This is a genomic window from Bradyrhizobium sp. 2TAF24 (assembly GCF_052115025.1).
Lineage (GTDB): Bacteria > Pseudomonadota > Alphaproteobacteria > Rhizobiales > Xanthobacteraceae > Bradyrhizobium_A.
In genome coordinates this window covers 69,782-93,950 of record NZ_JBFRFW010000011.1, presented here as the reverse complement: position 1 = coordinate 93,950, position 24,169 = coordinate 69,782, and the positions used below count along the sequence as shown (strand labels likewise).

Below are 24,169 nucleotides of genomic sequence, written 5' to 3'. Positions count from 1 at the left end.
GCGCAAGCGCGGCCGCGGCAGCGATGCCGGATTTCTCGCGCCGCTTCGACGTGCTGGTGATCGGCGGCGGCAACGCGGCGCTGTGCGCGGCGATCAGCGCGCGCCGGCTGGGTGCCTCCGTGCTGGTGCTGGAGGCGGCGCCGAAGTTCTACCGCGGCGGCAACACCCGCCACACCCGCAACATGCGCTGCGCCCACGACAGCGCTACGCAGCATCTCACCGGTCCCTATACCGAGGACGAGTTCTGGGACGACCTCAAGCGTGTCACGCAGGGGCACACCGACGAGGACCTGGCGCGATTCATGATCGCCCAGTCCAAGGACATGCTCGGCTGGATCGAACAGCAGGGCGTGCGCTTCCAGCCCTCGCTCGGCGGTACCCTCAGCCTCGGCCGCACCAACTCGTTCTTCCTTGGTGGCGGCCGCTCGATGCTGAACGCGCTGTACCGCACGGCCGAAGAGCTCGGCGTCGAGGTCGCCTATGACGCGGAGGTCGTCGACCTCGCGATCGAGGGCGGCATGTTCCTGTCCGCCGAGGTGCGCGTGAACGGCCGCGTCGAGACGGTGCGTGCTGGCGCGCTGGTCGCAGCTGCCGGCGGCTTCGAGGCCAACATCGCCATGCTCAAGCAGTACTGGGGCGACGTCGCCGATAATTTCCTGATCCGTGGCACGCCTTATAATCGTGGCACCGTGCTGCGCATGCTGCTCGACAATGGCGTGCAGGCGGTCGGCGATCCCACCCAGTGTCATGCGGTGGCGATCGATGCGCGCGCGCCGCGCTTCGACGGCGGCATCATCACCCGGCTCGACTGCGTGGTGTTCGGCGTCGTGCTCAATAATGTCGCCGAGCGCTTCTACGACGAGGGCGAGGATTTCTGGCCCAAGCGCTATGCGATCTGGGGACGCCTCGTCGCCGGCCAGCCCGACCAGATCGCCTACATCGTGTTCGACGCCAAATCGCTGACCTCGTTCATGCCCTCGCTCTATCCACCGATCAGCGCGCCGACCATTGCCGAGCTGGCCGGAAAGTTCGGCCTCGATCCGCGGCGGATGGACGCGACGATCAATGCCTTCAACGCGGCGGTGGTGCCCGGCACCTTCGACCAAACCGTGCTCGACGACTGCCGCACCGAAGGGCTGTCGCCGCCCAAGTCGCATTGGGCGCGGCCGGTCGATACCGCACCGTTCTATGCCTATCCGGTGCGCCCTGGCATCACGTTCACCTATCTCGGCACCCGCGTGAACCGCGAGGCGCGCATGCTGATGCAGGACGGCAAGCCTGCCGCCAACATGTTCGCCGCCGGCGAGATCATGGCCGGCAATGTGCTCGGCCGCGGCTATGCCGCGGGGATCGGCATGACCATCGGTAGCGTGTTCGGCCGGATCGCCGGCCAAACCGCCGCAAAAACGGTTCGGAACTGAGGCGTACCATGCTCGACATCACCTCTCGCCCGGATCACGGCGCTTCCCTTCTCACCGCGAACCAGGCAGAAGCCGAACGGCTGATGACCGTGTGCAACTCCTGCCGCTATTGCGAAGGGCTGTGCGCCGTATTCCCGGCCATGGAGCTGCGGCGCGAGTTCGCGGCCGGCGACCTCAACTATCTCGCCAATCTCTGCCACAGCTGCGGCGCCTGCTACTACGACTGCCAGTTCTCGCCGCCGCACGAATTCGCGGTCAACGTGCCGCAGACGCTGGCTGCGGTGCGCAATGACTCCTATGCCGCTTACGCCTGGCCGCCCTTCCTCGGCGGCGCGTTCCGCCGCAACGGCCTGACCATCAGCCTCGTGATGGCGCTGAGCATCGGCGCCTTCTTCGCGGCGATGATGGCGTTCAACGATCCGCGGGTGATGTTCGGCAGCCATGCCGGTCCCGGCGCGTTCTACCGGATCATGCCCCACGAGGCGATGGTGGCGGTATTCGGTGCGGCGTTCGCTTATGCCATCGTAGCGCTGGTGATGGGCGTCCGGCGGTTCTGGATGGATATCGCCGGGCATGGCGACGGCAGCGTGCCGGCATTCTGGCAGGCGGTCAGGGATGCGGCGCAGCTGCGCTACCTCGACGGCGGCGGCGTCGGTTGCATGAACGACGACGACAAGCCGACCGACAATCGCCGGCTTTATCATCACCTGACATTCTATGGCTTCGGGTTGTGCTTCGCCTCCACCAGCGTCGCCACCATCTATGCTTATGCCTTTGGCTGGCACGCGCCCTATGCGGTCTATGATCTTCCGGTGGTGCTGGGCACGCTCGGCGGAATCGGCCTTGTGATCGGCCCGATCGGGCTGTGTCGTGCCAAACAGAAGCGCGATCCGGCGATGGTCGACGCCAGCCGGCGTGGCATGGACACCGGCTTTATCGCCATGCTGTTCCTGACCGGCCTCACCGGGCTGTTGCTGCTCGTGCTGCGCGCGACGCCGGCGATGGGCACGCTGCTGGCGCTGCATCTCGGCTTCGTCTTCAGCTTCTTCGTTACCATGCCCTATTCGAAGTTCGTGCACGGCCTCTACCGTTTCGGCGCACTGATGAAATACGCCGGCGAGCGGCGGCGGGAGATGGCCGGCGGCTGACCGGCATGGCCGGCTGGTTGCTCAATTCCTCATCCTGAGGAGCCCGCGGAGCAGGCGTCTCGAAGGATGAGGCCCGTACGTTGCTATGGCCTCATGGTTCGAGACGCGCGGCTTTGCCGCGCTGCTCACCATGAGGAGGTCCAGAGATTTTGCGGCTCTCGAAGGCATAAAAAAGCCCGGACGCGCGAGGCATCCGGGCTTTCGATGTTCGGGAGGGAGCAGGTCTCAGCGCGGCGGCTGGGACTTGCTCATGGCAGCGCGTAGCGCGTCGGCCAGCGCCCCGCCGGTGTCCGGCTTGCCGCCCTTGCGCGGCGCCTGCGAGGTCATGTGCTTGGCCTGGCCGCGCGACATCGGGGCAGCGCCACGCTCGCTCTTGGCGCCGAGCTCGTCGTCGAGGCGCAGCGTCAGCGAGATGCGCTTGCGCGGTGCGTCAACCTCCAACACCTTGACCTTGACGATGTCGCCGGGCTTCACCACCTCGCGCGGGTCCTTGATGAAGGTGCGCGACATCGCCGAGATGTGGACGAGGCCGTCCTGGTGGACGCCGATGTCGACGAACGCACCGAAGGCCGCGACGTTGGTCACCGAGCCTTCCAGGATCATGCCCGGCTTGAGGTCGTTCAGCGTCTCGACGCCGTCGGCGAAGGTCGCGGCCTTGAACACCGGGCGCGGGTCGCGGCCCGGCTTCTCCAGTTCGCGCAGGATGTCGGTGACGGTCGGCAGGCCGAAGGTCTCGTCGACGAAGCTTTGGGGCTTCAGCGTACGCAGCACGGTGGCGTTGCCGATGACAGCCTTGATGTCGCTCTTGGTGGCCTCGAGGATGCGTCGCACGATCGGATAGGATTCCGGATGCACGCCCGAGGCGTCGAGCGGATCGTCGCCGTTGGGGATGCGCAGGAAGCCGGCGCACTGCTCGAACGCCTTCGGCCCGAGCCGTGGCACGTCCTTGAGGTCCTTGCGCGAGGCGAACGGGCCCTTGGCGTTGCGGTGGTCGACGATGCTCTGGGCAAGGCCGGCGCCGATGCCCGACACCCGCGCCAGCAGCGGCGCCGAGGCGGTGTTGGCGTCGACGCCGACGGCGTTCACGCAGTCTTCGACCACGGCGTCGAGCGAGCGCGACAGCTTGGACTCGGACAAGTCGTGCTGGTACTGGCCGACGCCGATCGACTTCGGGTCGATCTTGACGAGCTCGGCGAGCGGGTCCTGCAGGCGGCGGGCGATCGATACCGCGCCGCGCAGCGTGACGTCGAGATCGGGCAGTTCCTGCGAGGCGAAGGCGGAGGCCGAGTAGACCGACGCGCCGGCTTCCGACACGACGATCTTGGTCATCTTCAGCTCGGCCATGTTGCGCACGAGCTCGGTGGCGAGCTTGTCGGTTTCGCGCGACGCGGTGCCGTTGCCGATCGCGATCAGCTCGACCTTGTGCTTGCGGCAGAGGTTGGCGAGAATCGCCAGCGCTTCGTCCCAGCGGCGCTGCGGCTCGTGCGGGAAGATCGCGGTGGTGTCCACCACCTTGCCGGTGGCATCGACCACGGCGACCTTGACGCCGGTGCGGAAGCCCGGGTCGAGTCCCATGGTGGCGCGGGTGCCGGCGGGCGCGGCCAGCAGCAGGTCGCGCAGATTGGAGGCGAACACCCGCACGGCTTCCTGCTCGGCGGCTGTCCACAGCCGCATGCGCAGGTCGACGTTGAGGTGGATCTGGATCTTGGTGCGCCAGGCCCAGCGCACGGTCTCGCTCAGCCACTTGTCGCCGGGGCGGCCACGGTCGGCGATGCCGAAGCGCTGGCCGATGCGCAGCTCATAGGACGACACGGTGGTCGGCGTCGGCGACGGCGCTTCCGGATCGATCTGCAGGTCGAGGATCTCTTCCTTCTCGCCGCGGAACAGCGCCAGGATGCGGTGCGACGGCAGCTTGTGCAGCGGCTCGCTGAACTCGAAGTAGTCGCTGAACTTGGCGCCGGCTTCCTTCTTGCCGTCGCGCAGCTTGGACGTGAAGATGCCGTTCGACCACATCTGCTCGCGCAGCGCGCCGATCAGGTCGGCATCCTCGGCGAAGCGCTCCACCAGGATGGCGCGGGCGCCATCGAGCGCCGCGGCGACGTCCGCGACCTGCTTGTCCGGGTTGATGAAGGCGCCGGCGGCGTCCTGCGGGTTGATTTCCGGCTTGGTGAGCAGCTGATCGGCGAGCGGCTCGAGGCCGGCTTCCTTGGCGATCTCGGCCTTGGTGCGGCGCTTGGGCTTGAAGGGCAGGTAGATATCCTCGAGGCGACCCTTGCTGTCGGCGGCCATGATCTGGGCTTCGAGGGCGGCGTCGAGCTTGCCCTGCTCGCGGATCGAGTTGAGGATCACGGCACGGCGGTCCTCGAGCTCGCGCAGGTAGCCGAGGCGCTCTTCCAGCGTGCGCAACTGGGCGTCGTCGAGCGCGCCGGTGATCTCCTTGCGGTAGCGGGCGACGAAGGGAACGGTGGCGCCGCCGTCGAGCAGGCCGACGGTGGCCTCCACCTGCTGCTCGCGAATGCCGAGTTCGTCTGCGATCCGTTTGAAGATGGTATTGGCCAAGCGCGCACCTGTCATTCCGAGAGAGAGGCCGGGCACCGAGGGATCCTGGAAGGCATCGTCAGGCGTCCGGAGAAGCGCTTATGGCTATCGGAGGCCGATTCATCAACCCGTCACGATTCGAAAAAGTTTCTGTGAATTGGTGCCGAGGCGGCATAGACAGGGAACCGATCCGCCCTCGCAGAAAATGCTAAGCCATGGAACGGCTTAGGGGAAAACGACATCCTGCGGCTGCATGGTCGCCTCAAGGGCGCGCAGGGCTTCTTCGGCGAGCGTGGCGGTCGGGCGAAAGGGCCCCTCCGCGGCCTTGAGGCCGGCGTCCTGCAGGCGGCCGATCAGCCGCTCCGTCCGCAGGCGGGCCGCGTTGCTGTCGACATGATAATAGGTGTCGAGCATGTGCTCGGGAGTGAACGAGGAATCGGCGACCTCCCCGACCACCGTGATGCCGTGGCGGCTGAAGATCGCCCGCGCCTCCTCGGCGATCGGCAGCTTGCCGTCGTTCATGCTGTAGCAGTCCGTGCCTGCCACCGATGGCCAGGTCAGGTAGACGCGCACGCCGCGGCTCGCCTGCAGTTCCGCGAGCTTTCCGGCGGCCCATTCCACCACCGGCGGCATGGTGCCGGCGGCGGCGATGTAGTCGGCGCAGGAGATGTTGTCCACCGAGGAACGGCGGCGATGGTCGTCCTTGCGGTCGCCGTACGGCCATTTCGCATGCTCGTTGCGGATCTGGCGGTAGTTGGATCGCAGCAGGTTCTCGCGCATGAACAGGCGGGCGGCGTCGGACAGGTTGTGCAGCGACACGTGCTGCACGGCGAACATCAGCCGCTGCAGCGCCGGCTGGCTGGCGTAATAGGCGGCGTATTCGTTGGGCGTCTTGTCGATGAAGTCGAGCGGGACGATGTCGCGGGTGTAGTACACCCACTCCAGCGGCACGATCAGGATGTCGCCTGCGCGGGCGTAGCGCAGCATCCGGTAGATCTTCATGTCGAGCGGGATGCTGCCATTGTCGGCGACGTCGATCACCGGGGTGCGGAAGGCCGCCTCGATCAGGGCCGGCTCGATGCCGAACATCGAGCTGGAGCCGGCGTCGACGACGATGCGCGGGCCGGGTACGCGCTCCAGCAGCAGCTGCGGATAGGAGAACGGCACCTTGCGGGTGTGCGCCGTCAGCGCGTCGTAGGAGGCAAAGCTCGCCAGAGCGGCGAGCGCGGCGCCTCCGATCGCGAACAGCAGGAATGTGGCGAGCGTCTTCACGTCAGAAATTATAGTAGATGAACGGGGACGGGATCGAGGTGTTGGTCGCGATCATTGCCACGATCGTGGCTGCGCCGGCGAGCGCGCCCGACAGCGCGGCGCGGCCGCGCCATTCCAGCGAGGCGATCGCCTGGCTGTTCGGGCACAGCCACACCAGCGCGGCGCTGACGGCGAGCAGCGGCGGTGTGGCGAACAGCACGGCGGGCGCCGCCCATTGCGGGCTCGCCATCGCCTTCAGCACCGCATGGGCCGTGGCGAGATCGGGGGCGCGGAAGTACACCCAGGTGATGTTGACGAACAGAAAGGTGACGATGAGGGCGAGGAGCCGCGGCAGGCGGTAGCCGGCGGTGGTCCACAGGCGGTGCACGCAGCAGGCGGCGCCATGCAGCGCGCCCCAGGCGATGAACGTCCAGTCGGCGCCGTGCCACAGACCGCCGAGCAGGAAGGTCAGGAACAGGTTGCGATAGACCATGCCGGGGCCGCCGCGGTTGCCGCCGAGCGGGATGTAGAGATAGTCGCGCAGCCAGCGCGACAGCGTCATGTGCCAGCGCCGCCAGAAGTCCTGGATCGACACCGCGATGTACGGCGAATTGAAGTTGTAGGGAATGCGCACGCCGAACAGCAGCGACAGGCCGACCGCCATGTCGGCATAGCCGGAAAAGTCGAAATAGAGCTGGAAAGTGTAGGCGATGCTGAGCAGCCAGGCGTCGGCAAAGCCGAGCGGGGCGGTCGCGATGGTCTTGTAGCCGAGATTGACGAAGACGTTGAGCTGGTCGGCGACCAGCAGCTTCTTGATCAGGCCGATCGAGAACAGGCAGGTGCCTTCGATCAGGAACGCGCCGTAGGCGGAAGAGGCGAACGCCAGTCCGTCCTTGTGCCGCAGCGCCTGGAACTGCGGCATCACCTCGCGCCAGTGAATGATCGGGCCGGCGACGAGGTGGGGGAAGTAGGTGACGAACAGGCCGTAGCTGGCGATGTCGCGCTGGCGCTGGCCGTTGGCGTAGATGTCGGCGAGGAAGGCGATCTGGGTGAACGTGTAGAAGGAGATGCCGATCGGCAGGGCGATGTCGATATGCCGTGGCGGCAGCTCGAACAGCCAGCTGAGGTTGTCGAGCACGAAATTGGTGTACTTGAACACCCCGAGCATGCCGAGGTCGAACACCAGTGCGGCGATGAACACCGCCTTGCGGCGGGCGGGGCTGAGGCCGAGGTCGACCAGCGCGCGGCCGCTGAGATAGTTGACCAGGATCGAGACGACGAGGATCGGCGTCTCCGCCGGATTGCCCCAGGCGTAGAACACCACGGAGGCGACCAGCAGGATCGGCACCAGCAGCCGGCGCCATCCCGCGGCCAGCGAAAGATGGAAGGCCGCAAGGACGATCGGGAGAAAACCGAGGAAGAATTCTCTGGTGACGAACAGCATGGTCGGGCTTCGGGTCTCCGGCCATTCCCCAAAGCCACATTTCCGGCGCCGCCGTCAATATGACCGGTGGTATGAGAGAGCGCCGGTCAGCCATGCCGGGACGACGCCATGAGGTGTCATCCTGCCGTTATCATCCGGGTGAGGCGCCGGCCGCGCCGCAGCGCGGCGGGCGATCAGTACTGGTTGTAGTTGTAGTAGAAGAACTGCGAGCGCGGCTGGGCCGGGCGGGCATAGTACTGCTGGCCGTAGGCGTCGGCCTCTTCATAGCCGCGCTGGTACTGCTGCTGATACTGCTGGCGCGGCTGGTAGACGCGGCGGCCGTAGGCATCGGTGGCGTAGCCACGGCTGACCGTCACCGGCCGGCCATACTGGTCGACATAGACCTCCGGCGCATTGTCGAGACCGTCGGTGTTGCGTGCGGTGGTGCGTGGCGCGATCTGCACCGGCTCGCCTGGCGCGGCGCGGCGCGAGCTTGCGACAGCCGTGCCGCTCTCGCCGTTACGGCCGCGAGCGATTGCGGTCTCCGACGAACCGGTCAGGGTGACGGTGGTGTTGAGCACCCCTTCCTTTTCGACCAGCGCATAGAGCGTCGAGGCGTTGTCGCGCGACAGTCGGACGCAGCCATGCGATGCCGGCGAGCCGAGCCGGCGCACCGAATCCGTGCCGTGAATGGCGTGGCCCATCTTGGTGAAGAAGATCGAATGCGGCATCGGCGCGTCGTCCCACTCCTTGGAGAAGTGGTCCGCTTCCATGCGGAAGGCGCGGAAGGTGCCGTTCGGCGTCTCGTGGGCGGGGACGCCGCTGGAGACCGGCCATGTGTAGCGCTCGACGCCGTCGACCGCGACGGTCATCTGCTGGTTACTCTTGTTGATGGTGATCTGCACAGCGGCATTGGCCGCAGGGCTTGCGACGGCGATCGCTGATCCGACGATGGTGATGGAGAGGAGGTGGCGAAGAATGGACATGCTGTGACGAGATACCCTGTGATGCGTACTCATACTGATGGTCTCCGGGCTCCTGGCCTCAAGTGCACGCGGCCTCAAGTGCACGCCCTCCACCGTCCAGCGGTAGTAAAGCACGAAACTGCAATTTGGTTCCAGCGGCTTTGCTGTTCATCCTGGGCCGATGGCCGGCAGATTGGTCCCCCCATGCTTTCGTCAGATCGTGGCGCAACTTTTGGTTCCTTGTGGCGTTGACGCGGCATTCCGATGTTCCAGGGAGCCAGAGAATGAGGAAGACCACCGTACCGCAATCGGCTGTTCTCGCCGTCGTCCGGCCGTCGCTGTTCAGGCTGCATCTGCTGGCCGCGCTGTCGGCGCTTGCGCTGCTTGCGATACCCCATCTCGCCCATGCGCAGGGCATCGTTGGCGGTGCCGAGGAAGGCGCGCGGCGGGGCAATCGTGCGGCCGGACCGGTCGGCGGCGTGGTGGGCGGCGCGGTCGGCGCCGGTGTCGGAGGCGTCGTCGGCGGCGTGAAGGGCGTGCTCGGGATTCCCGATCGCCGGGCGCACCGCTCCTATCATCGCCGTCATCGCCATCACCGGCATTATTGATCGCGTCACGTCCTGGCGCGATGATCGATCCGCCGCGCCCTGCGCGGCGGATTTCCTTTGTCAGGCTGGTGGGCGCGTGACGGCTGACAATCGGATCAGCCGGGATCAGGACAGGTGGGACCATGTCTCGTCGCGACCGGCGTCTCGAGGAGGCGCGCGTGTTCTATGCCACGCTGATGGCGGCAGCCGGCGGTGCCGCGGACCCGCGGTTCGCGCGGGTGTTCGAAAGCGTGCCGCGCGAGGCCTTCGTCGGTCCCGGACCATGGCAGATCATGGTGCAGGGCGGCGCCATCGTGGAGACGCCGAGCGCCGACCCCATTCATCTGTGCCAGAACGTGCTGGTGGTGCTCGACCGTCCGAAGGGAATCAACAACGGCGAGCCGTTCCTGCATGCAGGCTGGCTCGATGCGGTGGCGCCGAGATCCGGCGAGACCGTCTGCCAGATCGGCGCCGGCACGGGCTACTACACCGCGCTGCTCGCCATGCTGGTGTTGCCGGGCGGGCGGGTCAACGCATTCGAGCTCGACGACCGCCTCGCCGCGGCGGCGCGCGTCAACCTCGCGCCATTCGATGGCGTCAGCGTCGTCACCGGCGATGCCACCGTGCTGCCGCTGCCGCCATCGGACCTGATCTATGTCAATGCCGGCGTGGTGGCGCCGCCGTCGTCCTGGCTGGAGGCGCTGCAGCCCGGCGGGCGGATGATCTTTCCCTGGCGTCCGTCCGAGTCCGTCGGCCTTGCGCTGCTGGTGACACGCACGGCGCATGGCTTTGCGGCAAGGGTCGTCGGAGGCGCCTGGTTCATCCGGTGCAGCGGCGCGTCCGATGCCGCCGGCTCGCTCAGGGTGCCGAGCCGCGCCGAAGCCGCGGCGGTCGCGTCGCTGTGGCTGACGCGCGACCGCGCCCCCGACGCTTCCGCTGTCGCGGTCTATCCGCAGGTGTGGTTCTCGGCGGCTGCGCTCGATAGCGCCAAATAGGGCTATCGGCAGAAGCCGCAACCTTCTGTGTCGGAGCGTTGGATGCGTCTGTCCTGAGGTCGACAGTTCGACCTACGCGCGATGTGCGGCGCTCATCACCAGCTCTGCTCGAACGGAGCAAAGAACTGGCCGCCGCCCCGGCGTATGTAGCGCGGCTGGGGATTCGGGTTGCGCTGGAAGAAGAAACCGAAGCCGTCGTCGTTCTGGCGGTTGCCGTCGTTCCAGCCATTGTCGTCCGCCACCATGACGGTGCTCGGCTTGCGCGTGATGAAGCCGCCCTGGGGCTGGTCGCTCAGCACCGCGACGAATTCGGTGCGATAGTTGGTCTCCTCGCTCAGCGGCTCGTCGGAAATGACGATCGAAGAGCGCGGCAGCGCGGTGGGCGCGATGCGGTCGAGGATGTCCTGCGGGATGGTGATGCGGTCGAGCGCGTTTTTGGCGTCGTCGGCATGCTCGATCGTCACCGCGGTCCAGCGCAGGCCCGCATCGCTGCGCGCCGTCGCCGTGAAGACATGCGTGCCGAGGGGCTTGTCGGGGTCGCGGATCGTGACGGGGGCTTCGATGCTGGCATCGAACACTTCGCCGCCGCCGTCCGGCGCCGGCTTGTGGGTGTTGCGCCGGACATAGAGCGTGCGCGTCGCGCGGCTGATGTAGATCGAGACCGGCTCGAGGGCGAGCTTGGCGTCGAGCGCCGCCTTGGCGGTGTCGGCCTTCTTGGCCTGAGCCGTCTTGGCGGCTTCCTTGGCCGCGCTGGCGGCGTCGATCTTCGACGAGGTGTCCGCCTTCGCGGCGTCGAACTGGGCGCCGAGCTCTGCAGCCTTGGCTGCCGCCTTCTGCTGGCGATCCCCGGCCTTCGCTTTGGCCTGGTCGCTCTTCGCGGTGTTTACGGCCCGATCGGCGGCTGCGACCTCGGCATCGGCGCGGGTCTTGAGGCGCTCCAGCTTGCGCAGGGCGGCCGCGAGCGGAGCGGACTCACGGGCGGCCGCCGCCGCGGCCTTCTTGGTGTCGTCGGCGGCGGTGGCCGCGTCCGCAGCCTCGCGCGACAGCGTCTCGGCCCTGGCGGGAGCCGCCGCGACGACGGCAGCGTTCGGCACGAACAGCGACAGCGTCGGGTGGGAAAAATCGACGGGAGCGGCGTCCTCCGGCGAGATGATGACGCGCATGCCGATGCGGGTTCTCTCAAACAGCTTCTCCGCGAAGCCGTAGGGCATGCGCACGCAGCCATGCGAGGCGGCGTAGCCGGGCAGCGGCCCGCCATGCAAGGCGAGGCCATTCCAGGTGATGCGCTGCATGTTCGGCATCCAGGCATCGTCATACATGGTCGAGTGGTGGTCCTTGTCCTTCTCGACGATGGCGAACACGCCGGCCGGGGTCTCGCGCTCCTTGACGCCGGTCGATACCGGCGCGCGCAGGATCCAGCCCTCGGCGTCGTAGAACGTGACCTGCTGGCTCTTGATCGACACAATGGCCATGATCGGCTCGCCGGCCTCGCGCGGCGCCACGGTCTCGGCCGCCTGGGCGCGGCGCGCCTGCTTCGCGGCGGCGTCCGGAACCGGCGCCAGCAGCGCGGCCATCGCCGCGAGCATTGCGATGGCTGAAGGCCCGAGGCGGCGTCCGGCCACGGTGGATTTCGCCCGCATCAATCGATTCGCCATTCCATTCCCCGTTGCAGCGCGCGCAGCTGCCGTGCCTGTCTCCCATATCAGACTCGCGGGGAACAAGCATGCCTGCAGCTGAAACCGGCATCAAACAGGTTGCGGATCCCCGCCGGCCGGCCATCCCGTTGCTCGCACGCAACACCCCGGCAAAACGCGGCCGCCGGCGAGGTTATGCCATTGCCTGGTCATTTCCTTGTCAGGACAATCGTTCGTCCGCATGATGTGCAGTCCGGTTCCGATGAGGCTGGAATGATGAACCCGCGGCAACTCCTGATCGTTCCGATGCTTGCGGTGTGCGCCGTCGCGCTCGCCACCGCGATCGTTGGTCTGCCTGGCGCGATGCCGGACGATGGGGAGGCCGTTGCCGCCACGCCGCCCGCCGACCTCGCTGCGCCCTTGTTCGCTATCGCGCCGCAGACCGCCGCGCCGTCGCAACCGGACGCGATAACCGCCGGCGATCAGGATAAACCCGCGGCGCCGGCCCGTTCGAAAGCCGATGGAGCGAGCGGGCTGCCGCCTGCGGAACGCGCCGCCGGCACGCCCGTCGCGCCGCCGATGCCCACAGCGGTTGCCGAAGCGGCCCCGCTGGCTGCGCCCGATGCCCGGTCAGCCGAACCGGAAGCCATGCAGGTCGCCAATGCCAATCCGTCGGATGTCGAACCTGTCGAAGCCGCCAGGGCGACGCCGCCGATCGAGATCGTCGACGAGTGCCTGGTCGTGGACATCTGCGTCGATCGCTATCTGTGGGCGCTCTATCAGCGCACGCCCAAGGAAGACGCCATCAAGGTGCAGGAATGGCGGGATGTCGTCGTCAAGCGCAAGCGCAAGATGGTAACGGTATCCCGGGCTTTCACCAGGCTGGTCGATCAGGACTTCGGCTGGAAGGACCCGGATGCGGCGGTGCATGCCGGCAGGCCGATGATGGACTATGTGATCGGCGGCATGGAGCGCAGCTTCAAGCTGAAACTGTTTCAGCTGCTGCATGCGGCGGAGGCCGCGGGGCTGTCGCCGGGCATCACCAGCGGCTTCCGTGACGATTACCGACAGTCGATCGCGAGCGGCCTCAAGGCCGCAAACAACAGGTCGTATCATGGCGGCAGCCTGCGCGGCGGCTATGGCCACGGGCTCGCAGCCGATGTGGTGAGCGTCGACGGCGCGACGCGCGACCAGCGGTTTGCGTCCTCGTCGCGATTCTGGACATGGATCGATGCGCACGGCCAGGAGTTCGGCATCGGGCGTCCGTATCTCGGCCGCGACCCGCCACACGTCGCGCCGATCGACGGCGAGGAATATGCCAAGCACCATCCCGCCATCAGGACGGTAGCGCTGGCTGTCAAGAAGGAGGAGCCTGCGAAGGCGAAGGTGAAGAAGGTCGACGCCGACGCAAGGAAAGCCGATATCCGGAAAGCTGACATCAGAAAGGCCGATGTCAGGAAAGCGGACGTCAGGACGGCAGAGATCAAGAGGGCCGGCGCAAAGAAAGGCAAGCGCCTCTCTGCGCGCGATCACGCACGCTCCGCGAAGCCGCCGCGGACCGCGGCCGTCTCGAAGCCGAAAGCGAGCTGAGCGGCTCCGCTCCGCGATCAGGCCGGCACGATAAGATCCGGAAGGCCGCGTTGCTCGCTGCGGCGCGTGTCACACCCGCTGCACAAAACTGTCGACCACGCGCTTCTCGCCGGCCTTGTCGAACGCGATGGTGAGCTTGTTGCCGTCGACCTGTGTCACCGCGCCATAGCCGAACTTCTGGTGGAAGACGCGGTCGCCGGCGGAGAACTCCGAGTTGGTGCCAGTGGATTTCGCCACCAGTTCGCCCTCGATGGTCAGGCCGCCGCGCTTGTTGCGCCAGCTGCCGAACTGATCGCCGCCGGGCGCGAAGCCGCTGCCGGTCTCGCGGAAGCCACCGCCGCGGCTGCCGCTGCCGCCACCCGTGCCACCGCCGCCGCCCTTGCGCTGCTGCGCGCGCTGCCAGCCCGGCGTCGAATAGGTCGAGCTGAATGCCTCGAGATTGTCGTAGCGCGAGGCGCCATAGCCGCCGGCGCCGCCCCAGCCGCTGCCGCCCTTGCTCTCGGTGATCTCGACATTGTGCGCCGGCAGTTCGTCGAGAAAGCGCGAGGGAACGGTGGTCGACCACGAGCCATGGATGCGGCGGTTGGTGGCGAAATAGATCTTGGCGCGGCGCCGCGCGCGGGTGATGCCGACATGGGCGAGGCGACGCTCCTCCTCGAGGCCGGCGCGGCCCTGCTCGTCGAGCGCGCGCTGGTGGGGAAACAGCCCTTCCTCCCAGCCCGGCAGAAACACGGTGTCGAATTCCAGCCCCTTGGCGGAATGCAGCGTCATCACCGACACCGCGTCCTCCTCCGGGCCGCCGTCGCGGTCCATGACGAGGGCGATGTGTTCGAGGAAGCCCTGCAGGTTCTCGAACTCCTCCATGGAGCGCACCAGCTCCTTGAGGTTCTCAAGGCGCCCGGCGGCGTCGGCGGAGCGGTCCTTCTGCCACATGTCCGTATAGCCGCTCTCGTCGAGCACGATCTCGGCCAGTTCCGAGTGCCGCGTCACCTCGCTCTGGGCCCGCCAGCGGTCGAAGCTTGTGATCACGTCGCGCAGCGAGCTGCGTGCCTTGGGCTTGAGCTCGTCGGTCTCGATCACCATCCGCGCCGCTTCCATCAGCGGGATGCGGCGCTTGCGGGCGTGGTCGTGCAGCAACTGCACCGTGGCGTCGCCGATGCCGCGCTTGGGCACGTTGACGATGCGCTCGAAGGCGAGATCGTCGGCGGGCGAACTGATGACGCGCAGATACGCCAGCGCGTCGCGGATTTCGGCGCGCTCGTAGAACCGCGGGCCGCCGATCACGCGATAGGGCAGGCCGAGGGTGACGAAGCGGTCTTCGAACTCGCGCATCTGGAACGAGGCGCGCACCAGGATGGCGATCTCGTTGAGCTTGTGCTGCCGGCGCTGCAGGTCCTCGATCTCCTCGCCGATGCCGCGGGCTTCCTCTTCGGAATCCCAGGCGCCGGTGACGGTGACCTTCTCGCCGTCCTCGTCCTCAGTGCGCAGCGTCTTGCCGAGCCGGCCCTCGTTGTGGGCGATGAGATGCGAGGCGGCGGCGAGGATGTGGCCGGTCGATCTGTAGTTGCGCTCCAGGCGGATCACGGTGGCGCCGGGGAAGTCGTGGTCGAAGCGCAGGATGTTGTCGACCTCGGCGCCGCGCCAGCCATAGATCGACTGGTCGTCGTCGCCGACGCAGCAGATGTTCTTGAGCGCTGGAGCAGGCGTCGCGGGTTGTTGGGCTTCTTGGGTGTCCGACGGCTCCTCGCGCGAGGCGTCGCGCAGCATCCGGCCGGGCAGCGGCGCGGCCGCGCCCTGCGACAGCAGCCGCAGCCACAGGTACTGCGCCACGTTGGTGTCCTGGTACTCGTCGACCAGGATGAACTTGAAGCGGCCCTGGTACTGCCTGAGCACGTCCGGGTGCTCGCGGAACAGGCGGATGTTTTCCAGCAGCAGGTCGCCGAAGTCGGCGGCGTTCAGCACCTTCAGCCGCTCCTGGTAGGTGGTGTAGAGCTTGCCGCCCTTGCCGTTGGCGAACACGGCGGCCTCGCCCGACGGCACCTGCGATGGCGTCAGTCCGCGGTTCTTCCAGCCGTCGATCAGGCCGGCCAGCATGCGCGCCGGCCAGCGCTTCTCGTCGATACCTTCGGCCTGCAGCAGCTGCTTGAGCAGGCGGATCTGGTCATCGACGTCGAGCACGGTGAAGTTGGATTTCAGCCCGACGAGCTCGGCATGGTAGCGCAGGATGCGCCCGCCGATGGAGTGGAAGGTGCCGAGCCACGGCATGCCCTCGACCGCCTGTCCCAGCATCTGGCCGAGGCGGTGCTTCATCTCGCGCGCCGCCTTGTTGGTGAAGGTCACCGACAGGATCTCGCCGGGGCGGGCACGGCCAAGCGTGAGGATATGGGCGATCCGCGACGTCAGCACCCGCGTCTTGCCGGTGCCCGCGCCGGCGAGCACCAGCACCGGGCCGTCCAGCGTCTCGACCGCTGCGCGCTGCTCCGGATTGAGCACGCTGAGATACTGGGGCGCTGCCGCCGCGCGGGCGCGCGCGGCAATGCCGCCAGCGGCGGGCTGGTGCGCGGGCACGTCGAAGGGGCTCAGCTTGATCGGATCAGTCATGCGAATCGTCTTGGAACCAGGATGGCACCGCGGTGCGAAGCGGTACAGCCGCCGCGACGGCAGGCTCCTCATATAGGCGTCATCAGGGGCTTAGGACAGTTTTTGCACCCCGAATAAGGCCGTTTTCCCCGCTTCCGGCATGCGGAGTCCGCAGGGTTCATCCGCTGCGGCGCGACCCGCGTGCACGGGGGGCGGCGATCGCCGCGGAGGTCTCGCGTTCCGGCTTCCGCCTGCCTATATGCGACGAAATCGGGGGGCGAAGGAGGTCTGCGATGACGTCGCACCACCTTCCCTTCGAGAACCGCTGGACCAGCGGCAACCGGGCCTGGACCTGGCATTGCGAGCTCGAGCATCTCGGCCTCGCCAATGTGCGGGCCATGTATGTGGAGCACGAAACCCACCACGCCGAGGAGCCGGCCGTCATCTTCGACATCCCCGCCGGCTTCGTGCGGGATTGGCTCGCGTTCCACGACAAGCGCAGCGCCCGGCGCCAGCAGGCGTTCGGCCTGACCGTGCTCGCGCTCAGCGTGATCGCGGTCCTGGTGGCGGTTGCCGGCCTGCTGCGGCCGTGAGGTCGACTCTTGAAGCGGGCCGGTGCCACCGCTTACTGTTGAAACTGTTGATGAATTTAAGGCTTTGACGCCTTGATGCGTCAAAACGTCGCAGACATGTCCCGCCTTAAGTGCGGTGCGTCAATTGCTGACTGTGTCTGGCGCCCCCTACAGTCAGCAACATTGCCGCCCGTTCGCGGGCAAAGTCATTGCTGGGGGTGTGTGTGTCGATTTCTCGGCCAGTCTCCGAAACGATTGCGAAAGCCATGCCGGGCGTGCTGGAGCATGCGCCCGCGCTGCCCCATCCCGAAGGGGCACTTCCGATCCGCCTCAATGTGGTGAATGCCGGCGCGGTGGCGTTCTATCATGCGGTGGCGGCGCTGGCAGTGTGGCCGGCGCTGTTCAGTTGGAGCGGCGTCGTCCTGGCGGCGCTCGGCACCTATGTGTTCGGCACGCTCGGCATCAACCTTTGTTATCACCGCCTGCTGACCCATCGCGGGCTGGTCTGCCCGAAATGGCTCGAGCACAGCTTCGCCATTCTCGGCGTCTGCTGTTTCCAGGACACGCCGGCGCGCTGGGTCGCCGTGCATCGCCGCCATCACGAGCATTCCGACGCGCAGGCCGATCCGCACAGCCCGCTGGTGAGTTTCCTGTGGGCCCACATGGAGTGGGTCTATGTCGTGAACCGCGACCTCGACCGGCTCGGCATTTTCGACTGCTACGCCAAGGATATCCTGCGCGACCGGTTCTACGTTGCGCTTGAACGCAAGAGCCGCTGGCTGTGGGTGATCGCCGCCTCCTGGGCGGTGTTTTTCGTCGCCGGCCTTTTGGTTGGCCTCGTGAACGGGCAGTCGCTGACGGACGCCGCCTGGTTCGGCGCGAGCTGGCTGGTCTGGGGCGTGTTCGTGCGCACGGTGGTGGTCTGGCACATCACCTGGTCGGTGAACTCGGTCGCGCACCTGTGGGGCTACCGCAGCTACGCCACCGCCGACTGCAGCCGCAACAATGTCTTCGTCGGCCTGCTCAGCAACGGCGAGGGCTGGCACAATAACCATCATGCCGACTCCCGGGCGGCACGGCATGGCCATCGCGCTGGCGAAATCGATGTCACCTGGTGCACCATCTGGGCGCTGGAGGCGGTGGGTCTGGCGACGCGGGTGATCCGTCCCTCACGCCAGGTTGTTGACAGGAACGCCTGCGAAAGCGAAGCCGCATGAGATTTGCGGCTGCGCGGCGCCGAGGCGTCTGGGCTGCGTGTGGAGAGGTGACGTTGAGGTGAGCGCGACGGATCGTCCGGTCTGGATTACCGGCGTCGGGCTGGTGTCGTGTGTTGGCGAGGGCGAGGCGCACCATGCCGCTGATCTCGGCGGCCAGCCGCCGATGCTCGACTGCAGCGATCCGGCGCCCTATGCCCGCTATCGCTTTCCGCCGTTCGCATTCGAGCCGCAGATTCCGAAGAAGGTCGACCAGCGCCAGATGGCGCAGTGCCAGCGGCTCGGGACCTATGCCGCGGGCCTTGCGCTGGCCTTCGCCGGCCTCAAGGGCCGGCAGGATCTGCTCGAGGCGCTCGACATCATCGCCACCACGACGGGCGGCGAGCGCGACCTTGCGGTCGATACTGCGGCGCTGGCGGGCCTGCCCGGCGCGGCTGATACGGCCGCCTTTCTCAACGACACGCTGATGAACGGGCTGCGCCCGACCTTCTTTCTCGGCCAACTGCCCAATCTGCTCGCCGGCAACATCGCCATGGTGCATGGCGTCGGCGGCTCGGCGCGCACCGTGCTCGGCGAGGAATCCGCCGGCGCCGATGCGGTCGGCCTCGGCTTCCGGCGCGTGGCCGGTGGCCAGAGCGATCTCGCGCTGGTGGGCGGGGCGTGCAACGGCGAGCGGCGCGACCTGCTGCTGTTCCTCGTGGCCGCGGGCCAGGCGCTGACGGCGGACGCGCCGGCGGTGTTCGCGCGCGAGGCCCATGGCGGCGGCGTTGCGCTCGGCTCGCTCGGCGCATTCCTGGTGCTGGAAAGCGCCGATCACGCGCAGGCGCGCGGCGCGCCGCCGCTGGCACGGCTGACCGAGGTGCTGTCGGAGGCGGCGCCCCGCGACGCCGCGGCACGGGCCGCGAGCCTCGATGCGCTGTGGGCGCAGGTTGCGCCGCGCGTGGACCTGCATCACACGGCGATCCTCTCCGGGGCCACCGGCGCGGAGCCGGCGACCGGTCTCGAACGGCGCTGGCTGATGCGGCACGCCGATCTGCCGATGCGCGCGACCGGCACGCATGTCGGTCACGGCATCCAGGCGCAGTTTCCGCTGAATGTCGCCATCGCCGCGCTGCTGCTGCGCCGGCGTGCGCTCTTTCCGGCCTGCGGTCCGTTGGAGCGCGATGTCGCGCCCGATCACGCCCTGAAGCAGGTCGTGGTCACCGGCATTGGCCGCAAATACGGAGAGGGCATGGCGCTGCTGGAGGCGGTGCCATGACCGGGACGGATCCGATGCGCGACCGGCCCCGCACGGTGGTCGTCACCGGCGCCGGCCTCGTCACGGCGCTCGGCATCGGCAAGGCTGACAACTGGCAGGCGTTGGTGAATGGCCGCTCCGGCGTCCGCCGCATCCGCCGCTTTTCGACGGCCGGGCTCAAGGTCGGCATCGCCGCCAGCGTCGATGCGGTGACCGCCGAGCCGCCCACCGCCACCAACCTCTGCCACGCCTTCGCAACGCACGCGATCGAGGAGGCACTCGCCGAAGCCGCCATCGGCCCGCGCGGCCGTTTTCCGGGACCGCTTTATCTTGCGGTGCCGCCGCTGGAACTCGACTGGTCGCAGAGGATCCGTCTCGCGCAGGCCACCGGGCGCGGCGAGGAGCTCGTGTATGACGATCTGCTGCGCGCCGCAGCCACCGGGGCGTTCTCCGATCTCGACGAACAGTGTGAGCATGGCGCGGTGGCGACGCGGCTGCAGGCGGCTTACGGCACGCGCGGCGCGCCGGTGTCGCTCAACACCGCCTGCGCCTCCGGCGCCACCACGATCCAGCTCGGCGTCGAGGCGATCCGGCGCGGCGACACCGACGCAGCGCTGTGCGTCGGCACCGACAGCTCGGTCAATCCGGAGACGCTGATCCGGTTCTCGCTGCTGACCGCGCTGTCGATGCGCGACGACGTGCCGGAAACCGTCTCGCGGCCGTTCGCGCGCAGCCGCGACGGCTTCGTGATGGGCGAGGGCGCCGCCGCGCTGGTGCTGGAAAGCCTCCACAGCGCGCGGGCGCGCGGCGCGCCGATCCTCGGCATCGTCAGCGGCGTCGGCGAGACCGTCGACCGTTTCCACCGCACCCGGCCGAGCCCGGGCGGCGGGCCGGTCGCCGCCTGCATGGGCCATGCGCTGCGCGACGCCTGCCTCGCGCCGGATGCGATCGGCTACATCAATGCCCATGGCACCGGCACGCCGGAGAACGACCGCACCGAGTATCTCGGCATCGCCGCGGTGATGGGCGGACGCGACATCGCGGTGTCGTCCAGCAAGTCGATGATCGGGCACACGCTGTCTGCGGCCGGCGCGATCGAGGCGGTGATCACGCTGCTCGCGCTGCGGGCGCAGCGGTTGCCGCCGACCATCAACTACCGCGATCCCGATCCGGAGATCCCGCTCGACGTGGTGCCGAATGTCGCCCGCGATGCGCGCGTCGCGCATGCGCTGTCCAATGCGTTCGGCTTTGGCGGCCAGAACGTCTCGCTGGTCCTCAGCCATCCGGATGCGTGAGGCGTGGCCGCCATCGTCACGGCCTTTCGGCCTCAAGGCGGTGCGGGCCAAGCCGGGCACCGCAGCCGGCGGCATCGCTGGACGGCGAAATTGATGGTCGCCTCCCGAGGCGCTTCGCGGTAAACCCGACGCGTTCCGCACGCGGGCCTTCGGCCCGCGGTTGGTGCTTTGCCATCGGGGCATCCATAAGCTATTGGTTTTACGACGCTATCAGGCAACCCGGGACTGAACCCGGGCGACATCCGAGGACACCCATGCCGACCTATCGTTCCCGCACCACCACCCATGGCCGCAACATGGCGGGCGCCCGCGGTCTCTGGCGCGCCACCGGCATGAAGAACGAGGACTTCGGTAAGCCGATCATCGCGGTCGTCAACTCCTTCACCCAGTTCGTGCCCGGCCACGTCCACCTCAAGGACCTCGGCCAGCTCGTCGCCCGCGAGATCGAAAAGGCCGGCGGCGTCGCCAAGGAGTTCAACACCATCGCGGTCGACGACGGCATCGCCATGGGCCATGACGGCATGCTCTACAGCCTGCCGTCGCGCGAACTGATCGCCGACAGCGTCGAGTACATGGTCAACGCCCACTGCGCCGACGCCATGGTGTGCATCTCGAACTGCGACAAGATCACCCCCGGCATGCTGATGGCGGCGATGCGCATCAACATCCCCGTCGTGTTCGTGTCCGGTGGCCCGATGGAGTCGGGCAAGGTCGACATCAAGGGCAAGATCCGTTCGGTCGACCTGATCGACGCCATGGTCGCCGCCGCCGACGACAAGGTCAGCGACGCTGAGGTCGAGGTCATCGAGCGTTCCGCGTGCCCGACCTGCGGCTCATGCTCGGGCATGTTCACCGCCAACTCGATGAACTGCCTGACCGAGGCGCTGGGCCTGTCGCTGCCGGGCAACGGCTCGATTCTTGCCACCCACGCCGACCGCAAGGGCCTGTTCGTCGAGGCCGGCCACCTCATCGTCGATCTCGCCCGCCGCTATTACGAGCAGGACGACGCCCGCGTGCTGCCGCGCAATGTCGCGAACTTCAAGGCGTTCGAGAACGCCATGACGCTGGACATCGCCATGGGCGGCTCGACCAACACCGTGCTGCACCTGCTCGCCGCCTCCTATGAAGGCGAGATCGGCTTCACCATGACGGATATCGACCGTCTGTCGCGCCGCGTGCCGGTGCTGTGCAAGGTGGCGCCCGCGGTCGCCGACGTCCATCTCGAGGACGTGCATCGCGCCGGCGGCGTGCTCGGCATCCTCGGCGAGCTCGACCGCGCCGGCCTGATCGATGCCTCGCTGCCGACCGTACACTCGCCGACGCTCAAGGACGCGCTCGACCGCTACGACATCATGCGCACCACCAGCGAGAGCGTGAAGACGCTCTACCGCGCCGCCCCCGGCGGCGTGCCGACGCAGGTTGCGTTCAGCCAGGAGCGCCGCTTCGAGGAGCTCGACACCGACCGCGAGACCGGCTGCATCCGCGACGCCGCGCACGCCTTCTCCAAGGACGGCGGTCTTGCCGTGCTGACCGGCAACATCGCGCTCGACGGCTGTATCGTGAAGACCGCGGGCGTCGACAACAGCATCCTGAAGTTCTCCGGCCCCGCGCGCGTGGTCGAGAGCCAGGACGCCGCGGTGGAGGCGATCCTCACCAACAAGATCAAGGCCGGCGACGTCGTCGTCATCATCTATGAAGGCCCGCGCGGCGGTCCCGGCATGCAGGAGATGCTGTATCCGACCAGCTACCTGAAGTCGAAGGGCCTCGGCAAGGCGTGCGCGCTGATCACCGATGGCCGCTTCTCCGGCGGCACCTCGGGTCTCTCCATCGGCCACGTTTCGCCGGAAGCCGCCGAGGGTGGCCTGATCGGCCTCGTGCAGGATGGCGACCGCATCGAGATCGACATCCCCAACCGCAAGATCCATCTCGCGGTTGACGAGGCCGAACTCGCGCGCCGCCGCGCCGCCATGGAAGCCAAGGGCGCGGGCGCCTGGAAGCCTGCCCAGCGCACCCGCAAGGTCTCGACCGCGCTCAAGGCCTATGCCGCGATGGCCACCAGCGCCGCGCAAGGTGCCGTGCGCGTCATCAAGGACTGATCGTCGCGCAAGCGATCATGACGCGGCCGGCGGATGCGCAAGCGTTCGCCGGCCGTTTTGTATCCGGCCTTTGTCAATCCGGATCATGATCCTTGCTCTTGTAGTGGTAGGGCGGCCCGACCGGCACTTCTTCTGTTTCGCAATGGACGCCGGGCCTGCACACTGGTTTCGGTGGCTGCTTCTTGTCGTCGAACGCGAAAGTCCAGGCCGTCTGGATGTAGGTCTGGCCGGGATTCAAGATTACCGGTCGGACCAGCGAAGCGCGGGTGCGCGACGACGAAATCTCGACGAGACTTGCGTCCGGATCGTCGGACAGCGGTTCGCGCGGCACGATGCAGACGCCAAAATGGCGGAACAGATCGTGCGCGAGCAGCGCATCGCCGACCGTCGCAAAGAACGCTGTATGCCTTGTCAGCTGTTCGGCATGGTGAAGCACCCTGGCATCGGTCGAGAATTCGAACGGCACGAAGTGCGCCTGCGGACCCTCGGCCATCAGTATCCATGACGACGGTGCCATCATGCCTGGCCAGGTCGGCGATGGACTGGTGACAAGCTCATAATCGCTGGCGTGGGGCTGCCTGATCTGCAGCGGAATTTCGATTCCCTCGACGGCCCAGTGCCTGTGCAGCAGGTTGATGCCGCAGAATTCGGCGACGCCGTAGGCATGGAAGATCGGTGCCAGAATCCCGGTGGCCCGATCGAGCATGCCGTCGCGCCGGATGTCGGCGTCGGCATTCTGGACATCGGGTGTGCTGTTGTAGAGACGAGGATGGAAATCGGACGGCGCGGACGTGACGCTAACGTCGGTCATGGCAATATCCCTTGCTGAAAAGATATAAAAAGACGTCGTCTGAAAACGACTCCACGCTAGCGCGGTGTCGGCGTGGCTTGCAAACCGAAAGATGCCGGAGGCGATTGGTGCGTGAGCGCCGATGCTCCATCTGGAGTTGTGGAAGAGGTGCAGCCGCATGCAGTCCGCCGACGATATCGCGGCGCTGATCGCGCGCGAGCCGCGGATGATGGCGCTGCTCGACGCGGTCGCGCGGCTGCACCTGCCGGATAGCTGGATTGGCGCCGGCTTCGTGCGCAACGCGGTCTGGGACGTGCTTCACGATCGGCCGCCCGATTGCGCGCGGCTGAACGATGTCGATGTCGTGTTCTTCGATCGCGCCGATCAGCGCCGCGCGCGCGAGCAGGCCATCGAGGCCGACCTCGCCCGTGAGTGTCCGGGCGTGCCATGGTCGGTTCGCAATCAGGCCCGCATGCATCTGCGCAACGGCGATGGTCCATATGCTGACACCGCAGAGGCTGTGGCGCGATGGCCGGAAACCGCGACCGCCGTGGCCGCGCGGCTTATCGGCGGCCGTGTCGAGCTGCTCGCGCCGCACGGCGTCGATGACCTGCTGCGGCTGATCGTGCGGCCGACGCCGGCGTTTGCGTCCCGGCGTGCGGTGTTCGAGGCGCGGCTGCACGCCAAGGATTGGTTCGGGCGCTGGCCACGGCTGACGGCCGTGCGTGATTGACCGACGCGCCGGCTGCACGCGGTGGAAGCCGCTGGGGCGGGCGCCCGGGCTGTGGCAGAGTGCAGCAGGGCGGTAGCGATCGCGACGGGCGCCGCCGAAA

At 67.6% G+C, this 24,169-nt stretch carries 18 protein-coding genes; 11 read left to right on the top strand and 7 right to left on the bottom strand.

The genetic code is table 11. The annotated features are described in order from the left end of the window. The first annotated feature begins 23 nt into the window (after positions 1-23). Together tcuA and tcuB are read left to right on the top strand one after the other, a co-directional pair. Positions 24-1,421: an FAD-dependent tricarballylate dehydrogenase TcuA gene (tcuA, locus tag AB4Z37_RS17970; RefSeq protein ID WP_441518243.1), complete on the top strand. Its 1,398-nt coding sequence runs from the start codon at positions 24-26 to the stop codon at positions 1,419-1,421. An 8-nt stretch (positions 1,422-1,429) separates the two neighbouring features. Continuing rightward, on the top strand, positions 1,430-2,569 hold the full coding sequence (tcuB, locus tag AB4Z37_RS17965) for a tricarballylate utilization 4Fe-4S protein TcuB (protein ID WP_441518105.1): 1,140 nt from the start codon (positions 1,430-1,432) through the stop codon (positions 2,567-2,569). Between the two features lie 225 nt (positions 2,570-2,794). Here tcuB and AB4Z37_RS17960 read toward each other — a convergent pair whose 3' ends face one another. From AB4Z37_RS17960 to AB4Z37_RS17945, 4 genes are all read right to left on the bottom strand, one after another. Further along, complete coding sequence (locus tag AB4Z37_RS17960) at positions 2,795-5,128, bottom strand: Tex family protein (RefSeq protein ID WP_441518104.1); 2,334 nt, start codon at positions 5,126-5,128, stop codon at positions 2,795-2,797. Between the two features lie 204 nt (positions 5,129-5,332). Then, on the bottom strand, positions 5,333-6,379 hold the full coding sequence (locus AB4Z37_RS17955) for a hypothetical protein (protein WP_441518103.1): 1,047 nt from the start codon (positions 6,377-6,379) through the stop codon (positions 5,333-5,335). A gap of 1 nt (position 6,380) precedes the next feature. Beyond that, positions 6,381-7,802: an MBOAT family O-acyltransferase gene (locus AB4Z37_RS17950; protein ID WP_441518102.1), complete on the bottom strand. Its 1,422-nt coding sequence runs from the start codon at positions 7,800-7,802 to the stop codon at positions 6,381-6,383. Between the two features lie 173 nt (positions 7,803-7,975). Further along, positions 7,976-8,767: a L,D-transpeptidase gene (locus tag AB4Z37_RS17945; RefSeq protein ID WP_441518101.1), complete on the bottom strand. Its 792-nt coding sequence runs from the start codon at positions 8,765-8,767 to the stop codon at positions 7,976-7,978. Positions 8,768-9,030: 263 nt separating this feature from the next. Here AB4Z37_RS17945 and AB4Z37_RS17940 point away from each other — a divergent pair, with 263 nt between their 5' ends. Beyond that, positions 9,031-9,354: a hypothetical protein gene (locus AB4Z37_RS17940; protein ID WP_441518100.1), complete on the top strand. Its 324-nt coding sequence runs from the start codon at positions 9,031-9,033 to the stop codon at positions 9,352-9,354. 122 nt (positions 9,355-9,476) lie between these two features. Continuing rightward, on the top strand, positions 9,477-10,328 hold the full coding sequence (locus tag AB4Z37_RS17935) for a protein-L-isoaspartate O-methyltransferase family protein (protein WP_441518099.1): 852 nt from the start codon (positions 9,477-9,479) through the stop codon (positions 10,326-10,328). Between the two features lie 95 nt (positions 10,329-10,423). On the opposite strand, the gene AB4Z37_RS17930 is transcribed toward AB4Z37_RS17935, so the two are convergent. After that, the gene (locus AB4Z37_RS17930) at positions 10,424-11,983 is read right to left on the bottom strand and encodes a L,D-transpeptidase (protein WP_441518098.1); all 1,560 of its coding nucleotides are present in this window, start codon (positions 11,981-11,983) and stop codon (positions 10,424-10,426) included. Positions 11,984-12,235: 252 nt separating this feature from the next. Between AB4Z37_RS17930 and AB4Z37_RS17925 the strand changes: the two genes are divergently transcribed. Beyond that, positions 12,236-13,552 (top strand): peptidase M15, encoded by a 1,317-nt coding sequence (locus tag AB4Z37_RS17925; protein WP_441518097.1) that lies wholly within the window; start codon positions 12,236-12,238, stop codon positions 13,550-13,552. A gap of 69 nt (positions 13,553-13,621) precedes the next feature. Here the strand turns inward: AB4Z37_RS17925 and AB4Z37_RS17920 are convergent, their stop codons facing one another. Next, positions 13,622-16,153, bottom strand: a complete 2,532-nt coding sequence (locus AB4Z37_RS17920) for an ATP-dependent helicase (protein ID WP_441518096.1) — start codon at positions 16,151-16,153, stop codon at positions 13,622-13,624. 272 nt (positions 16,154-16,425) lie between these two features. Here AB4Z37_RS17920 and AB4Z37_RS17915 point away from each other — a divergent pair, with 272 nt between their 5' ends. The 5 genes from AB4Z37_RS17915 to ilvD all read left to right on the top strand — a co-directional run bounded on the left by AB4Z37_RS17915 (position 16,426) and on the right by ilvD (position 22,546). After that, complete coding sequence (locus AB4Z37_RS17915; protein WP_441518095.1) at positions 16,426-16,725, top strand: hypothetical protein; 300 nt, start codon at positions 16,426-16,428, stop codon at positions 16,723-16,725. Between the two features lie 245 nt (positions 16,726-16,970). Beyond that, positions 16,971-17,921 (top strand): acyl-CoA desaturase, encoded by a 951-nt coding sequence (locus AB4Z37_RS17910; protein ID WP_441518094.1) that lies wholly within the window; start codon positions 16,971-16,973, stop codon positions 17,919-17,921. Positions 17,922-17,979: 58 nt separating this feature from the next. Beyond that, a complete protein-coding gene (locus tag AB4Z37_RS17905) occupies positions 17,980-19,176 on the top strand; it encodes a beta-ketoacyl-ACP synthase (protein WP_441518093.1) in 1,197 nt (398 codons plus the stop codon). Continuing rightward, positions 19,173-20,450 (top strand): beta-ketoacyl synthase N-terminal-like domain-containing protein, encoded by a 1,278-nt coding sequence (locus AB4Z37_RS17900; protein WP_441518092.1) that lies wholly within the window; start codon positions 19,173-19,175, stop codon positions 20,448-20,450. Before AB4Z37_RS17905 ends, AB4Z37_RS17900 begins: the two co-directional genes overlap by 4 nt. Before the next feature lie 254 nt (positions 20,451-20,704). Continuing rightward, positions 20,705-22,546, top strand: coding sequence for a dihydroxy-acid dehydratase (ilvD, locus tag AB4Z37_RS17895; protein ID WP_441518091.1), 1,842 nt, complete (start codon positions 20,705-20,707; stop codon positions 22,544-22,546). A gap of 73 nt (positions 22,547-22,619) precedes the next feature. Here ilvD and AB4Z37_RS17890 read toward each other — a convergent pair whose 3' ends face one another. Beyond that, positions 22,620-23,516: a hypothetical protein gene (locus tag AB4Z37_RS17890; protein ID WP_441518090.1), complete on the bottom strand. Its 897-nt coding sequence runs from the start codon at positions 23,514-23,516 to the stop codon at positions 22,620-22,622. On the opposite strand from AB4Z37_RS17890, the gene AB4Z37_RS17885 reads away from it, so the two are divergent. Beyond that, positions 23,515-24,069, top strand: coding sequence for a nucleotidyltransferase family protein (locus AB4Z37_RS17885; protein WP_441518089.1), 555 nt, complete (start codon positions 23,515-23,517; stop codon positions 24,067-24,069). The genes AB4Z37_RS17890 and AB4Z37_RS17885 overlap by 2 nt on opposite strands. The last annotated feature ends 100 nt before the right edge of the window (positions 24,070-24,169 follow it).